The sequence below is a fragment of the Mesorhizobium sp. WSM2240 genome (assembly GCF_040438645.1).
GTDB lineage: Bacteria > Pseudomonadota > Alphaproteobacteria > Rhizobiales > Rhizobiaceae > Allomesorhizobium.
This window is the reverse complement of the sequence record NZ_CP159256.1, coordinates 409910-424849: the sequence shown is the minus strand read 5'-3', so window position 1 is coordinate 424849 and position 14940 is coordinate 409910. Positions and strand designations below refer to the sequence as shown.

The window sequence follows — 14940 nt, the reverse complement described above, 5'->3', positions numbered from 1 at the left end:
AGTCACAGAGACGGACGCCGCATCCGTGGCTACGGCGTCCGACAGCGCGCCGGCAGGCTTGGCGCGCATCATCGACCGTATCCTCGAAGCGGCCTGCATCGCCCTGATGCTGGCTGCCGTCGGCGTCGCCTGCCTTCAGGTGGTACTGCGCTACGGCTTCCATTCAGGCCTGCCCTGGCCAGAGGAGTTTGCAACCTGGGTTTTCGCGTGGGCGGTATTCCTTGGCATGGCGGTTGCCACGGGCAGGGACGCCCACATTTCAATCGACGTGCTGCTGCGCCTGCTGAATCCACGACATCGGGCCACGCTTGAGATGTTCAACCGCACGGTGATGGCGGCGGCGAGCATCATGCTGGTCATCCACGGCTGGGACTATGTCAGCCGCGCGATCTCGGCCTCGCCGGCCCTGCAGTGGCCGATGAAGTATTTCTTTGCCGCAGCGCCCGTGGGCGGTTTGCTCAATCTTTTCTTTCTCGCTTGGCCAAAAGCCGGCAGGACGGTTCTGCAGGGGCTGGCGGTCCTGGCGGGCGGAGTCGCGATCTACTTCGCCGTGCGCTACGGCGCCTCATCGTTCTACGGCCAGAGCGGAAGCGCGATCGTGCTGGTGATCGTCGGTATCGTCGGAATCGTGCTTGGAGTACCGGTGGCCTTCGCGCTGGCATTCGGAGCCTTTGCCGCCTTCGCTCCTTTCAGCCAGATTCTGCTTGTCACCATCTCGCAGAACATGGTGGCGTCGCTGAACTCCTTCACCCTGCTCGCCATCCCGTTCTTCATCCTGGCGGCGGCCGTCATGAATGCCGGCGGCATCACCCCGCGTCTTGTCGATCTGGCGATGCAGCTTGTCGGCCATATGCGCGGCGGGCTGGGACAGGCTAACGTCGTTACCAATACGATGCTCGCGGGCATTTCGGGCTCGTCGACGGCGGACGCCTCAACCATAGCGAAACTGATGGTGCCGGAGATGGCTCAGCGCGGTTACAGCCGCGCCTTCAGCGCCGCGCTGACTGCGGCTTCGGCGACGCTCGCCAACCTGATCCCGCCAAGCCTCGGCCTGATCATCTATGCCGCCCTTGCCTCGGTGTCGGTGGGCGCGCTCTTCGTGGCGACGATCATGCCCGGCCTGCTCGTGGCCGCCGCGCTTATGCTGATGGTCTATTTCATGTCGCGCAGGCGAGGTTATGGCGGCGACATCCCCAAGGCGACGCTGCGCCAGCGCATGTCGTCTCTGGGACTGGCTATTCCTGCACTGATCCTGCCTGCGATCATTGTCGGCGGAGTGCGGTTCGGTGCCTTCACAGCGACGGAGGCCGGCGCGATCGCGTTCGTCTACGCGCTGCTGTGCGGCTTTTTTCTCTATCGCAAGCTGACGCCGTCGAACCTGTTGGCAGCAATCCGCGAATCCGTGCTGGACACGATCGTGATCGCCATCATCATCGCGGCGGCAGCGCCGTTCGCATGGGTGCTGGCGTTCGAGCAGGTGCCGCAGAAGATCGCCCAGGAGCTGGGGCTGCTGGTGGCGCATCCGCCACTGCTGCTGCTGGCGGTGATCGTGTTCCTTATGATCGTCGGGCTCTTCATGGAGATGATAGCCTCCCTGGTCATCCTGGTGCCGATTCTAGTGCCTCTCGTTGTGGCCGCCGGCATGGACCCGATTCACTTCGGGGTGGTCATCGTCATCAGCCTCGTCATCGGTGCGCTGACGCCGCCGCTCGGCGTGTTGGTGTTCACCACCGCGCGCGTGGGCAAGGCAAACCAGACGGAGACATTCCGGGCGGTGGTTCCGTTCGTGCTCGCGCTGATCGCCGTGCTGCTGCTGGTAAGCTATGTTCCGGCGCTGACGCTCGTGCCGGTATCCTGGTTCGGCCCTTAAGGCCCGGACCATCAAAAGCGTGACCCGAAGGACAGCAACATGACAAAGACGCGCATCGCGATCATTGGCCTCGGCATGGCCGTCACGCCCCACGCCAAAGGTCTGCTGGATCTCTCCGGCGAGGTGGAGGTCGTTCACGCCTTCAGCCCCAGTGAAGGCAGGCGCGAGGCTTTCGGCGAGAAGTTCCCGTTCCCGCTCTGCGACAGCCTCGACACGATACTCAACGACGACAGCGTGGAGGCGGTGGCGGTGTTTTCGCCGGCCAACACGCATCGCAACATCGGGCTCGCCTGCGCCGCCGCAGGCAAGCACGTGCTGATGGAGAAGCCCATCGACATCACCACCGCGCGCGCGGTGAGTCTTGTGGAGGGCTGCCGCAAGGCCGGCGTCAAGCTCGGCATCGTTCTGCAACACCGCTTCCGGCCGGCCGGGCTGGAGCTGCGCCAAATCCTGCGCGACGGGGAACTGGGCGCGATCGTCGGCTGCTCGACCGTGATCCGACTGTGGCGGCCGCAGAGCTACTACGACGAGCCGGGCCGCGGCTCCTTCGCGCGCGACGGCGGCGGCGTGCTGATCTCGCAGGGCATCCATACGCTCGATCTGATGCTCTCTCTGGCGGGCCAGATCACGGAAGTGACCGGCTTTGCCACCACGACGCCCGTGCATCGCATGGAGACGGAGGACATGGTGTGCGCAGCCGCGCGCTTCGCCAACGGGGCGTTCGGGACGATCGACGCCACCACGGCAGCCTATCCGGGCTTCCTGGAGGAGATCGTGATGACCTGCGAAAAGGGCACGGCGGCGCTGCGCGGTACCGAATTGCTCGTCCAGTTCCATGACGGCCGCAAGATCACGATCGAGCCGGACCGCTCCGCCGGCGGTACGGGCTCCGACCCGATGGCCTTCCCCCACGACTACCACCGCGCCGTCATGGCCGATTTCGTCGAAGCCATCCGCACCGGGCGAGAGCCGCAGGTGACCGGCGAGGAAGCGCTGAAGGTGCACCACCTGATCGACGCGTTGATCGAGACCGGGCGCGCCGGCAAACCGGTGACGGTCGCGCGATGAGCGGTAAGCTGCGCTTCGCGGCGGTGGGGCTCGACCACCGCCACATTTACCATCTGGTGGGCGAGAATATCGCGGCCGGCGCGGCATGCGTTGGCTATTGCCCGCAGACCAGCGACCCACGCGTGCTGGAAGGTTTCCGCGAACGCTTCCCCACCCTGCGTTCGATGGACCGCGAACGGTTAATTGACGACCCCTCAATCGACTTCATCGTTTCGGCCGCCATTCCACGCGACCGGCCCGCCATCGCGATCAAGGCGATGCGGGCGGGCAAGGACGTGATGGTGGACAAGCCGGGCGCGGTGACGAGCGAGCAGGTCGCGCAGATCGAGCGCGTAGCCGGCGAGACCGGCAGCATCTTCTCCATCTGCTTCTCCGAACGCTTCGTGGTGCGCGCCTGCGAGGCGGCCGCAAGGCTGGTAGCTGCGGGCGAAATCGGCCGCGTGGTGCAGACGACAGGGCTCGGCCCGCACAGGCTGAACCGCACGATCCGGCCGGACTGGTTCTTCGACCCCGCCACCCATGGCGGCATACTCACCGATATCGCCTCGCACCAGATTGACCAGTTCCTGTTCTTCACACGATCGTCCGACGCAGAGATCGTGGCGGCGTCGACCGCCAACCATGCGCTGCCGGACGTGCCTGCCTTCGAGGATTTCGGCGAGATCCTGCTCAGGGGGAAGGGCGCCAGCGGCTTCATCCGCGTCGACTGGTTCACCTCGGACAGCCTGCCGACATGGGGCGACGGGCGGCTCTTCCTGCTCGGCACCGAGGGCTACATCGAGCTGAGAAAATATGTCGATATCGACGGACGGCCGGGGACGGACCATCTGTTCATCTCGAACCGAGAAAGCACCCGCCACATCGACGCCTCGGCCGAGCCACTGAGCTATTTCACGCGCTTCCAGGACGACGTGCGCGAACGCACGTCTACTGCCATGCCGGCAGAGCACGCGTTGACGGTCACGCGACTGGCCATTGAAGCACAAGCAAAGGCTACGACACTCCGACACGCCTTGGAGAACTGATCGGCGCGTGTCAGTTGTTGGCGGATATTTTCGATTTAGTCGGATCAGGATTGGCGATGATGCTGGGCTTGGCGATCCCCGCCAGATTTGCCCCAGACGTCTGCGAGTGCACGCTTGTTCGTCGCATGCCACAGCAAGGTGACGCTGGAAAGCAAGGAGTCTTGAACCTCACCGATTTCCAGGTGGTGGATGAGGCCGAGCTCAAGCCACCTGCTGATGCGATTTCCTGGATCCGAGAATCCGGCGCTGGCGCTGACCAACTGTCGCCTTGCATTCGTCCCAAGCGGGAATGCGCTGGCCTATCAAGCCCGCTGACCTATCAGGCCAGCGTGAACAGTTCGCGTTCGTGCGACAGTCCCCGCAGTGCCTGGCGGCCGAGGCAACGCACCTTGCGCCCGCAGGCCGCCGCGAAGCCTTGGGAGAAGACCAGCGGCACGCCGAGCTCGCCGCACAGTGCTTCCATGCGGCTCGCCTCGTTGACGGCCGGGCCGATCACGGTGAAGTCGAGGCGGCTGCCGGACCCGATGTTGCCGTAGAAGACTTCGCCGAGATGGAGACCGATGTCGAGGTCGAGCCGTGTTTCGCCGGCATGGCGTTCATTCACCGCGCAGTTGCGTGACAGGGCTTCCTGCGCGGCGGCCACCGCGGCGGCGCAAGCCCCTTCGGGCGAGCCGCCGGGAGCAATGTGAAACACCGCAAGCAGCCCGTCGCCCATGAATTTCAGCACCTCGCCGCCGCACTCAGCCACCGGTTCGGCCATGGCGTCGAAATGTTCGTCGAGCCTGGCAATCAGTTTTTCGGCGGGCATCGTATCGGCCAGGCTGGTGAAACCGCGCAAATCGGCAAACAGCAAGGCGGCGTAGATCGTGTCGCCCAAGCCGCGGCGTATTTCTCCGTTGAGGATACGCCTCCCGGCGGACAGGCCGACATAGGTGTCGAGCATATCGGCGGCAAGGTCGAGCAGGGCAATGCGGTAGGCGGCGAGGCCGATCAGCGGGCTGAGCCTGCCCAGCATCGCGAGCTCGCCGTCGGTGAAACCGCCCGGGCGGTCGGTGGTAAAGGAAAGCACCAGGCCCGGCATGCTCGGGGCTTCCTCGTTCTGGAATGCGAGAAGAGCGGCGAAATGGTCGGTCGCGCCGGCTTTCTTGAAACCGGCCAGAATGGCGAACCCGCCATCGCCATCCGGCTCCTCCAGCCTCCAGCGCCGCATTTCCTGTCCTTCCTTTTGCATCAGACCGAACGGGCTCTCGCCGAAGGCGGTCGGGCTTTGCTCATGACTGATGGTCTCCAGCGCGGCAGCGGTATCTGGTCTCCACGCACAGTTCACGACGCGAAACAATGGATTGACCGTCGGCAGCGCCAGGTAGCAGCGCCAAAGAGGCACGCCCCGTTCGACGAGCTGCCGCGCAACCCCGTCCAGCAGCGCAGGCAGGCTCGACCCTTGCAGGCCCTGCATCGCGATCCATTGGACGAGGTCGTCTTCGGAAGATGTCATGTTCCTCTTTCCCGATTCCCAATGCATATCGCTCGAAGTGTTGTCGGTTTCGGGACAACGACATGCATCATACCATCGCTTGATTGTGAACCGGCTCCATAGCATCCCCATCCACAAGTGAGATTTTCAACGACTTATCGTGCCAATCGGCACCCACGCCGGTAGACATCCGTGATTTCCATCGGAACCGGGAGAGGTAGTTTCGGTCGGGAATGGACGTTCGCTGGCCACCGCAAAGGTCCACCGCGACCCGTCATCCAACGAAGAATTTGCTCAGAACCGGAGCAAGAGCCTCGGGGATCCACGTCGTGGTCTGATTTTCCAGGACTTCGTATGATCCATTCGGCAGCGCTTCCACAACGGTGTTCGCAGTCTTATGCCACCAATCCAGGCTCGCGCCGCCCACGACGACGAGCACGGCACATCGATCAAGGTTAGCCGCTTGATTGGAACAGGCGCGCCGTTCAAATCTTCCATTACCAAGGAATCGTATGCCAGCGAGGGAGCTAGCGCTTGCGCGGACTCGAACTGGGGCGACTGGCGAATCTCTTCGACGGGCCGGGCAGGCCAGCTCTTTTCATGAAGAGGACAAGCACATCAGCACGCATGCCATTCGTCAGCAGGGCGTTAAGGGTTTTTCGCGTGATCGGACAACGGTCCTGCGGTCAAAGGTGCATCGAACGGCGGTTCGTAAAGAGCCAGCTTCGTGATCGGGAGCCCTCTGGCAGCTGCCTTAATAGCGAGGGCACAGCCGGACGACATTCCGTAAACCATGGCCGAGCCACCAGCGACGTCGATCAACGCTTCCAAATCCTCGACCTCGCGGTCAACGGCGTAGGGTTGTGTGTCACCACTCTCGCCGCGCCCCCTTCGATCATAAGTGTAGACGGCACACCTCTTTGAGAGGATGAAATGATTGTGTGAACCTGCTGTCGATTTTGACATTGGCGAAGCCCTTCATAGCCTCCCTTGGGATCGGGTACCCTCAAAGGACGTGGCAGCAGCTACCGACCTGATAAGGAACGAACATTTTTCTGCCGGGAGCACCTGTTCCGAGCATGCCGGTGTTGGCGCAGCTGACGGCCCCATGCGACTCCTCCCAAGCGGTCATAGATGCGCCCGCCACGGTCCCCCCTTGGCGCTCCTTTTTTGGGAACTCCCTCTGCAATGTTTGTTTCGGTCGCGCAGGATCGCTCATGATGGCCCCTCCCGGTCCATGGCGATAATCTGCACGCGGGGGTCACCATATCCCGCACTAGGCCCGCTACTTGCGACCGCGCGTGGGGCGGGCTTTGCTCGTTTGATTTCAGACAGAAGTACAAAAAATCGGCGGAACTGGACGGGGGACGTTGCAGTCCGCCGATTCTGCTGCCGCCCCTGCGGCTTTCGATTCACGGGCGAATATCAGCACACGCTAAACTTGTGACCGGGTCCGCTTGTTCCAGCCCGGCCAGCTCGTTGACCACGCGCTTGTCTGAAGTCATGGGTGAGGTGGGCCGTTCGTCGCTCATGAACCCGAGGCGCTAAGACGTTGGGCTTCCTACGGCCGCGGCTTGCCGAGCTTGTCGAATATCTCCAACTGGCGGGCACCGCTCTTTCTGATGTCGATCAATTCAGCGACCATGAGAGCGATTCCCACGCACATCACCCCCATTCCGAATGAAACGGCGCCGAGTATTTGATGAACATCGGATTTAGCCTCGATGTAAACAGCTATGCCACCGATCACTTGAAGAATGCCAAAGACTCCGACGAGCCAATGCATAAAACGCCTCCCCGATTCTCTGTTTAACAACTATGCACGGCTGGCGGCGGGCGTCTACTTGGTTTGAGCCGGAACAACTTGCAAGTTGGCAGTTTTGAGCCCCAAGGTTCCCTTTGCACCCTTGGAAAAGAAGCCCGCCGTTGCTCCCCTTCAGTTGCTCCCGGCGGGTTTCTTGCGTTCGGCCCAGCTGATCGCGATATAAGTTCCGCCTTCACCTAAATGGGATGCCAAGTTTCATTCCGGCGGTAGCGGCTGTCGAAGGCAGTCAGGCTCCGACCACATTTGGCATGGAGAAACGGGTTCGACCGAAACTCCCGAGTGCTTAACGAGCTCGGCGAATGCAACTGCAAAGGTTGATAGAATTGTGAGGAGCACGATCAGGCGTACAGTCATTGTACCCATTGTTTGACGACGTGCCCGCTGAGGCTCCCCGCCGCAGGGTGGAGGATCCGATTGTGACTGATGCTGATCAGCTAAAGCGATTAAAGTTTAATAGATGGTTTACCGGGGTGTGTTGTGAGGCGCAGGCTGCTCGGGACAGGAAAACTGCATGGCAATGTTGCGGCCAAGTCCGGTCAATATGAGCAGCCAAAGCGCGGCGGCAGCGATCCAGAGAGCGACCGTGCGGGCAATTCATGCGGCTTCGCTAACGCGAGCCGACGAGCTTGATCAGCGACGCGATCAGGCCGAATACGGTTAGCCCCAGCAGGAAGCATTGACGAGTGGCAAGCGCCGTGCCTGGGGGGCATTGCCTATGGGCAGCAAGCTGCCTGCCCACGTACGGCCCAACACGACATCTGGAGATTAGCTCGGTGAGAACAGCTTCTGGCGCTACTTGCTCATTGCGGTAGCTGGCTCCAACAACAAAGTTCCACTCGCTGCGGACCCCTATCGATCAGTTCGCGAATATGACCGGCTTGGGTAATTAGCGCCAATTCCCGGCTGAACAAGCATCTTGTTCAAGTGCACGGATGACTTGGGGCGACATTTTCGTTTTGCCCAAAGGCGTCACAAACATTTTTGTGTTCAACCGTTTGCTGCCGCTTGAAGTAGTTCATGTAGCTGGGCGGAACGGCTTGGCGAGCGATGCGGGAAAATGAAGCGCCAGCATCTGGCGATTCTGCGAGATGATTACCAGCACGATGATCGTCGCCAGATAGGGCAGGGCCGATAAGAGCTCCGAGGGAACCCCAAGTCCCAGCGCTTGGCCGTGCAATTGCAAAATGGTCATACCGCCGAACAGCCATGCGCCGAGTAGCACCCGTAGCGGTCGCCATGTGGCGAAGACCACAAGCGCAAGCGCGATCCAGCCTTTGCCGGCGGTCATGTTCTCGACCCAGAGCGGTGTATAAGCGACCGAAAGGTAGGCGCCTGCGAGGCCGGCCATCAAGCCCCCGAACAACACCGCCATGTAGCGGATTTTTATCACGGGATAGCCGATCGCATGTGCGGTCTGCGGCGACTCGCCTATAGTGCGCAGGATAAGGCCGGACTTTGTCCTGTAGAGAAACCAAGTGATGAGGAGGAGCATCAAAAGCGCCAGATAGACCATCGGATCGAAGCGTAAGAGCATCGGCCCGATCAACGGGATCTCGGACAGGAGCGGCATGTGGATGCGGTGCAGCGCTTCGATGGGCGCGCTGCCGAAGCCCCGCCCGAGAAAGGCCGATACGCCGGAGCCGAAGATCGCCAACGCCAGGCCGGCAGCATACTGGTTGGTCAGGAAGGTGAGCGCCAAAACGCCGAACAGCAGTGAGGTAACGGCTCCGGCCAGCGCGCCGGCGGCGATGGCGAGCGGCATGGAATATCCGGCGACGACTGCGCCAAAGGCGAAGGCTGCGCCCATCAGCATCATACCCTCGATGCCGAGATTGAGAACGCCCGACTTTTCCACAACGAGCTCGCCAAGGGCCGCAAAGACAAGCGGCGTCGCGGCAATGATCGTGCCGGTGAATATGGCGACGAACAAGTCCATCAGGCTTTCTCCCGAACCCGGCGCAGGCGATAGAAAATGAAAAAGTCGGCAGCGAGCAGGAAGAACAGCAGGACGCCCTGGAAGATGCGCGTCAGCGCCGAGGGCAGACCGAGTGTCATCTGGACGCCTTCGCCGCCGAGAAACAACAACGACATCAAAAGTCCGCCGAGCACGATGCCGAATGCGTTCAGTCGTCCGACAAAGGCGACGATAATCGCGGCAAAGCCGTAACCCGGCGAAATCTGCGGCGACAGCTGGCCTAGCGGGCCGGCAGCCTCCGCCATGCCGGCGATGCCGGCCGCAGCACCTCCCGCCAGCAGCCCGATCCAGACCGCCGCCGATTCGCGGAACCCAGCATAGCGCGCGGCCAGAGGGGCGGCGCCGCTGACTGACATCTTGTAGCCGAGGAAGCTGCGGTCGGTGAACAGCCACATGGCGACAACCGCCACCATCGTGATGAAGATGGACGGGTTGAGCCGGTAGGAATAATCGAACGGCTCCAGCATCGCCGCGACCGGCAGGAGTGCGGTTTGCGGGTAGTTGAAGCCCGCGGGATCGCGCCACGGCCCATGCACCAGCCAGGAGAGGAACAGGGTCGCGATATAGGTCAGCATCAGCGTGACCAGGATCTCGTTGGTGTTCATGCGGGCACGCAGAAAGGCCGGGATCGCGGCCCACGCCATGCCGGCGCCCATGCCGGCAAGAAACATCAGTGGCAAAAGCAGCATACTTTCCGGATTTGGCCAGAACAGGCCGACGCCGCTCGCCGCGACCGCGCCGATGATCAATTGGCCCTCGGCGCCGATGTTCCAGACATTGGCGCGAAAACCAACAGCCAGACCGCAAGCGATGAGGATCAACGGCGAGGCCTTTAGCAGCCATTCCGACAGCCCGTGCAGCGAATTGAGCGGTGCGATGAAGAAGGCATGCAGCGTCGCGACCGGGTCGTGTCCGAGCATTGCAAAGAAGATCGACCCGAAGAGCAGCGTGAGCACCGTGGCGACGACCGGCGCGCCCACCCGCATTAAGCTGGATGGCTCGGGCCGCTGTTCAATCTTGAAACGCAAATTCACCGTCCCCGCTCGCGACGGCGCCGTTGCCGGCGTTCAGCCCGGTCATCAGCAGGCCGATCTCCTCGCGATCCGTCGCCGCTCGCGCCAGCGGGGTGGAAACCCGCCCCTTGCAGATGACCAGAAGCCGGTCGCAGATTTCGAACAGTTCATCGAGTTCCTCAGAAACGACCAGCACGGCCGCGCCTGCCCGGCTCAAGTCGACAAGCGTCTGGCGGATGAAGGCTGAAGCCCCGACGTCGACGCCCCAAGTGGGCTGGGCCACGAGGAGAAGCTTTGGCTGCAGCGCGATTTCGCGCCCAACGATAAATTTTTGCAGATTGCCGCCCGACAGGCTCTGCGCCGTCGATTGCGGGCCGTTGGACTTGACCTTGAACTTGTCGATGACGCCCTTGGCGAAAGCCCCGGCTCTCTGCCGATCGACCAGTCCGTTGCGGACAGTGCCGAAGCGGTGGGCGGTCAGCACTGCGTTCTCCCACAAAGTGTGCGGCGGCACGGCGCCGCGCCCGAGCCGTTCTTCCGGGACGAATGCAACGCCGAGCTTGCGGCGCTCATCCGACCCGAGACGGCCGGCTGCGGTTCCACAGATTTTGATGGCGTCGCTGCGATCGTGCGTTCGTTCGCCGCTGAGGAGTGCGATGAGTTCCGCCTGGCCATTTCCGGAAACGCCGGCCAGCCCGACGATTTCCCCGCCATGCACATTGAAGGAAACATCCTTGAGATCGACGCCGAAATGATTTCTCGCGGCCGATGAAAGGCCGCGGACTTCCAACACCGGCTTTTCGCTCGGTCTCGGCGGGCTGACATGCATCTCAGGCAGCCTCGAGCCGACCATCATACGGGCAAGCTCCAGCGAGGTCGTCTCTTTCGGCCGCGCTGTGCCAGTCACCCTGCCGTTGCGCAGCACTGTGGCGGAATCGCAGAGCTGCTGCACCTCGTCGAGTTTGTGGCTGATGTAAAGGATGCTGCATCCTTCCCTAGCCAGTTGCCGAAGGGTTTCGAAAAGCTTCACCACCGCCTGCGGCGTGAGAACCGAAGTCGGCTCGTCGAGGATCAGCAGTTTCGGCGCTTGCAGCATACAGCGGACGATCTCTACACGCTGTCGTTCGCCGACGGAAAGATCATGCACGCGACGGTGCGGATCGATCGGCATCCCGTAGCGGTGGGACAGTTCCCTGATCTGGGCGGCAAGCGAATTCAGATGAAAATTGTTGCTGACGCAAAGTGCGATGTTCTCCACCACCGACACAGACTCGAACAAGGCAAAGTGCTGGTAAACCATTTCGATGCCGAGCGCTCGCGAAACCGCCGGATTGTGCGCCTCGATCAGATTGCCGTCGCAATAGATCTCGCCGGAATCGGCCTGTGCGGCGCCGTAGATGATCTTCATCAGCGTCGATTTGCCGGCGCCGTTTTCGCCGAGGACGGCATGGATTTCGCCGGGCTGGATCGACATAGAGATGTCGTCATTGGCGACGACGCCGGGATAGCGCTTGGAAATATTGCGCAGTTCTAGACGCGGGATCATGTCGTGTCCTGCCGTGGCGTGAAGCGAGATTGGACGAGGCTCGGCCTGTCGCGGCTGAACGCATTCCGTTCAGCCGCGACAGAGACCCCGTTGGGCGATCAGCCGAGCTTGCCAATCATCCCGTTGACGAACCAATTCATTCCACGAATGTCGTCGTCGGAAAGCACCGATCCGGCCGCGGCCTTGACGTTGCCGTCCTGGTCCTTCAGCTCGCCGGCATAAGGATGGAGTTTGCCGCTCCCGATATCGGCCTCGAGCTGCTTCAGCTTGGCCTGGATATCGGCCGGAATCGCCTCATTGTAGGGCGCCATCTTCACAACGCCCGCTGCCAGTCCATCCCAGTGCGCTTCAGGCTTCCAGGTACCCTCCGCCACGCCGCGTGCGGCGCGCAGGTAGTTGCTGGTCCAGTCGAGAACGAAAGCTGTCAGCTGCTTGCCCGAACCGAACTTCGCCATGTCGCTGGCATAGCCGATAGACCAGGCTCCCTTTTGGCCCGCAACCTGAACGCCGGTCGCCGTGTCCGTCATCGAGCAGATGACGTCGCAACCCTGCGAGATCAGCGTATTGGCGGCTTCCTTCTCCTTGCCCGGATCGAACCAGGAATTGAGGAAGATCGCGTTGCAGGTGGCGGCGGGGTTGACGCTTTGGGCCCCGAGCAGCAGCGCATTGGCTGGGCCGACAATGTCGGGGATGGGGAAGCCGCCGATGAAGCCGATCTTGCCGTTCTTCGACATGTACCCGCCGGCAGCGCCCGCGACGAAGGTGCCCTCATAGTATTTCGCCTCGAAGGTGCCGAGATTGGCGAGGTGGACGATGCCCGAACAATGCTCGAACGCCACTTCGGGAAACCGCGGCGCCACTTTCTGCATCGGCGTTCCGTGCGAAAAGCTGGTGCCGAAAACCAGCTTATTGCCGCTGGCGGCGAGCTCACGGAAAATTCGCTCGGCGTCCTGCGGCATGAAGATGTTGTCGATTACGGTGAGCTCGACCTTGTCGCCGAACTCGGCCTTGATCGCATCGACGCCGAGGCTGTGCTGCTTGGTCCAGCCGATTTCGGCCACCGGCGACACATAGACGACGCCGATCTTCAGCGCCTCCTGCGCTCGCGCGATGCTGCTTAAGCCTCCAGTGCCGAGTGCGACGCCCAAGGCTCCGCCATATTTCAGGAATTCGCGTCTTGACGTATTGTCCATTGTGATGGCCCTCTGTTGGTTTGTTGCTGCCCGGCTTGTTATTGCTGGATCTGTTTTGGCGAGTGGGTATGGCGACCTGCTGCCGCATGGCCATCTCCACTCGATTTTCGCGTTTTTTTTTGCCCAGCCACCTTGGCCGCGACGTTGCCCTTGTCTTCGAGATAGGGCGCCAATGCTTCGCGCGGCGTCAGCTCCGGAAACACCTGCCGGTCCATGATGTAGCCACGCACCACCCTGCGATGGTGCGTGTCGATCAGTTCCATCGCCTGCTTCAGCCGGCCTCTTTCCAGGAGGTCGATGACCCGGGAATGGTCGTCCAGAAGATTGCAATAGTCGAAATCGGCGGTGATCAGCGAGCGCAGCAGCGTCGTGCGCCGCACGAGCTGGGCATGAATCTCCTGCATCACCTTGTTGCGGCTCAACCGGACGAAGACCGTGTGGAATTCCTGGCCAAGAACATCGGCGAGCGCGTCGTTGCCGGCCGCCACGGCCTGGCGCTGGCGTTCGACATGCTGGCGCAGTTCCGCCCAGCCGGCGGGGCCGAGGCGGTCGCTCAACTGAGCTGCGACGCCCTGCTCGACCAGGGTCAGCGCATCGTAGATTTCCAGTGCTTCCTGCATGCTCGGCCGGGCCACGAAAGCACCGCGATTGCGCTCGATCTGGGCGAGACCGTCATCGGCGAGTCTTATCAGCGCCTGGCGTATGACAATGCGGCTGACATCGAAAATCTCGGCGAGTTCGCGTTCTCCCAGCTTGCAGCCCGGTACCAGCCGGTGATCGATGACAGCGCGTGTCAGCGTGTCGGCAATGGCCTGGGAGCGATTGCTCATGCCGCCGACCTCCGCGGCGCCGGAGGCAGCACTTCGTGGCTATTGAGCAGGGGCGTGGTCTGCACTGCCGCATGTTCCAGATGGATAGAATGTTCTGCATATGGGAATGCAATGTCACTAGCCTGTCAATCAAAAAACTCATTTTGCCTTTCAAAAATCAATTGATTGGTATCCAATCTTGTGTTTCCAATAGCGACGGTACCGAGCTAGGTTCATGGTGAAGAGCTAGCTGGGAAGGATGCGATGCCGATGCCAACTCGCTGCAGTGACCGCGTGCTCCTGAACGACTGGCATGTTGTCGCCGACGGCTCGGCGCTGCCGGCAAACGCCTCGTTCTCGACCTGCCTGCTCGGAGTGGATCTTTCGATAGACACGCGAAATAGCGGCGAAATCCAGATCATCCGAACCGACACCGGCGTGCGTGTTGACGGCGCTCAGCGCTATGGCTTCGTCTGGGCATGCCTGGGCAATCGGGAGCGCGACATCGTCTACATTCCGGAAGCCGACGAACCCGACCGCCATCTGGTCAGCGGCGGCTCGATCGCGGTGAAGGTGTCGGGATTGCGGGGGGTCGAGAATTTTCTCGACATGGGGCATTTCCCGTTCATCCACACCGGCTGGCTCGGCGAAGAGCCGCATACGGAAGTGGTTCCGTACAAGGTCGAGATCACAGACAAGGACGAAATTCTAGCGACCGAATGCAAATTTTATCAGCCCATTGCTTCGCCGACGGCCAGGGAAGGTATGATCGTCGACTACATCTACAAGGTAATCCGGCCCTATACGGTGGCGCTCTACAAGAGCAATCCGCTGCAAAAGGATCGCCTCGACGTGATCACGCTGTTCGTGCAGCCGGTCGACGAGGAGAATTGCGTCGCCCATCCCTACCTTTGCTACCTCAAGGACGGCATGGATGCCGCGACGGTGCGCAGCTTCATGCAACTGATTTTTGCGCAGGACAAGCCGATCCTGGAAAACCAGGTGCCGAAGCGGTTGCCGCTTGATCCGCGCGCCGAAACGCCGATCCGCGCCGATGCGGTGTCGGTCTATTATCGCCGCTGGCTGCGCGACCGGGCGGTGACCTACGGCGCCATTCCGGCCCAAGTTTGAGAGCCGAAGGG

At 61.8% G+C, this 14940-nt stretch carries 12 protein-coding genes; 4 read left to right on the top strand and 8 right to left on the bottom strand.

The window, feature by feature from the left end; genetic code table 11:
• The first annotated feature begins 25 nt into the window (after nt 1-25).
• The 3 genes from ABVK50_RS31730 to ABVK50_RS31720 are packed head-to-tail and all read left to right on the top strand — an operon-like array spanning nt 26 to nt 3963.
• Nucleotides 26-1870, top strand: a complete 1845-nt coding sequence (locus tag ABVK50_RS31730) for a TRAP transporter large permease subunit (protein WP_353646301.1) — start codon at nt 26-28, stop codon at nt 1868-1870.
• A 39-nt stretch (nt 1871-1909) separates the two neighbouring features.
• Nucleotides 1910-2938 (top strand): Gfo/Idh/MocA family oxidoreductase, encoded by a 1029-nt coding sequence (locus tag ABVK50_RS31725; protein ID WP_353646300.1) that lies wholly within the window; start codon nt 1910-1912, stop codon nt 2936-2938.
• Nucleotides 2935-3963: a Gfo/Idh/MocA family oxidoreductase gene (locus ABVK50_RS31720; RefSeq protein WP_353646299.1), complete on the top strand. Its 1029-nt coding sequence runs from the start codon at nt 2935-2937 to the stop codon at nt 3961-3963. Before ABVK50_RS31725 ends, ABVK50_RS31720 begins: the two co-directional genes overlap by 4 nt.
• A 319-nt stretch (nt 3964-4282) precedes the next feature.
• On the opposite strand, the gene ABVK50_RS31715 is transcribed toward ABVK50_RS31720, so the two are convergent.
• The 8 genes from ABVK50_RS31715 to ABVK50_RS31680 form a co-directional block, all read right to left on the bottom strand.
• Nucleotides 4283-5458 carry an adenylate/guanylate cyclase domain-containing protein gene (locus tag ABVK50_RS31715; protein WP_353646298.1) on the bottom strand — a complete coding sequence of 392 codons (1176 nt, stop codon included), beginning with the start codon at nt 5456-5458 and terminating at the stop codon, nt 4283-4285.
• A 627-nt stretch (nt 5459-6085) separates the two neighbouring features.
• Nucleotides 6086-6403, bottom strand: coding sequence for an alpha/beta hydrolase (locus tag ABVK50_RS31710; protein ID WP_353646297.1), 318 nt, complete (start codon nt 6401-6403; stop codon nt 6086-6088).
• A 595-nt stretch (nt 6404-6998) separates the two neighbouring features.
• Entirely contained in the window at nt 6999-7223 is a 225-nt protein-coding gene (locus tag ABVK50_RS31705; protein WP_353646296.1) for a hypothetical protein, read from the bottom strand.
• A gap of 1054 nt (nt 7224-8277) precedes the next feature.
• A complete protein-coding gene (locus tag ABVK50_RS31700) occupies nt 8278-9198 on the bottom strand; it encodes an ABC transporter permease (protein WP_353646295.1) in 921 nt (306 codons plus the stop codon).
• Complete coding sequence (locus tag ABVK50_RS31695) at nt 9198-10265, bottom strand: ABC transporter permease (RefSeq protein WP_353646294.1); 1068 nt, start codon at nt 10263-10265, stop codon at nt 9198-9200. Before ABVK50_RS31695 ends, ABVK50_RS31700 begins: the two co-directional genes overlap by 1 nt.
• Nucleotides 10249-11796 carry an ABC transporter ATP-binding protein gene (locus ABVK50_RS31690; protein ID WP_353646887.1) on the bottom strand — a complete coding sequence of 516 codons (1548 nt, stop codon included), beginning with the start codon at nt 11794-11796 and terminating at the stop codon, nt 10249-10251. The genes ABVK50_RS31695 and ABVK50_RS31690 overlap by 17 nt, the downstream gene beginning before the upstream one ends.
• A gap of 98 nt (nt 11797-11894) precedes the next feature.
• Nucleotides 11895-12989, bottom strand: coding sequence for a BMP family ABC transporter substrate-binding protein (locus ABVK50_RS31685; RefSeq protein WP_353646886.1), 1095 nt, complete (start codon nt 12987-12989; stop codon nt 11895-11897).
• Between the two features lie 38 nt (nt 12990-13027).
• Nucleotides 13028-13819: a GntR family transcriptional regulator gene (locus tag ABVK50_RS31680; RefSeq protein WP_353646885.1), complete on the bottom strand. Its 792-nt coding sequence runs from the start codon at nt 13817-13819 to the stop codon at nt 13028-13030.
• Between the two features lie 249 nt (nt 13820-14068).
• Here ABVK50_RS31680 and ABVK50_RS31675 point away from each other — a divergent pair, with 249 nt between their 5' ends.
• Entirely contained in the window at nt 14069-14929 is an 861-nt protein-coding gene (locus ABVK50_RS31675; RefSeq protein ID WP_353646898.1) for an aromatic ring-hydroxylating dioxygenase subunit alpha, read from the top strand.
• The last annotated feature ends 11 nt before the right edge of the window (nt 14930-14940 follow it).

Bases quoted from the DNA above. Each gene is read 5' to 3' on its own strand.
- ABVK50_RS31675 (WP_353646898.1), top strand. From the start codon at position 14,069: ATGCCAACTCGCTGCAGTGACCGCGTGCTCCTGAACGACTGGCATGTT.
- ABVK50_RS31700 (WP_353646295.1), bottom strand. From the start codon at position 9,198: ATGGACTTGTTCGTCGCCATATTCACCGGCACGATCATTGCCGCGACG.
- ABVK50_RS31680 (WP_353646885.1), bottom strand. From the start codon at position 13,819: ATGAGCAATCGCTCCCAGGCCATTGCCGACACGCTGACACGCGCTGTC.
- ABVK50_RS31685 (WP_353646886.1), bottom strand. From the start codon at position 12,989: ATGGACAATACGTCAAGACGCGAATTCCTGAAATATGGCGGAGCCTTG.
- ABVK50_RS31705 (WP_353646296.1), bottom strand. From the start codon at position 7,223: ATGCATTGGCTCGTCGGAGTCTTTGGCATTCTTCAAGTGATCGGTGGC.
- ABVK50_RS31725 (WP_353646300.1), top strand. From the start codon at position 1,910: ATGACAAAGACGCGCATCGCGATCATTGGCCTCGGCATGGCCGTCACG.
- ABVK50_RS31690 (WP_353646887.1), bottom strand. From the start codon at position 11,796: ATGATCCCGCGTCTAGAACTGCGCAATATTTCCAAGCGCTATCCCGGC.
- ABVK50_RS31710 (WP_353646297.1), bottom strand. From the start codon at position 6,403: ATGTCAAAATCGACAGCAGGTTCACACAATCATTTCATCCTCTCAAAG.
- ABVK50_RS31715 (WP_353646298.1), bottom strand. From the start codon at position 5,458: ATGACATCTTCCGAAGACGACCTCGTCCAATGGATCGCGATGCAGGGC.
- ABVK50_RS31720 (WP_353646299.1), top strand. From the start codon at position 2,935: ATGAGCGGTAAGCTGCGCTTCGCGGCGGTGGGGCTCGACCACCGCCAC.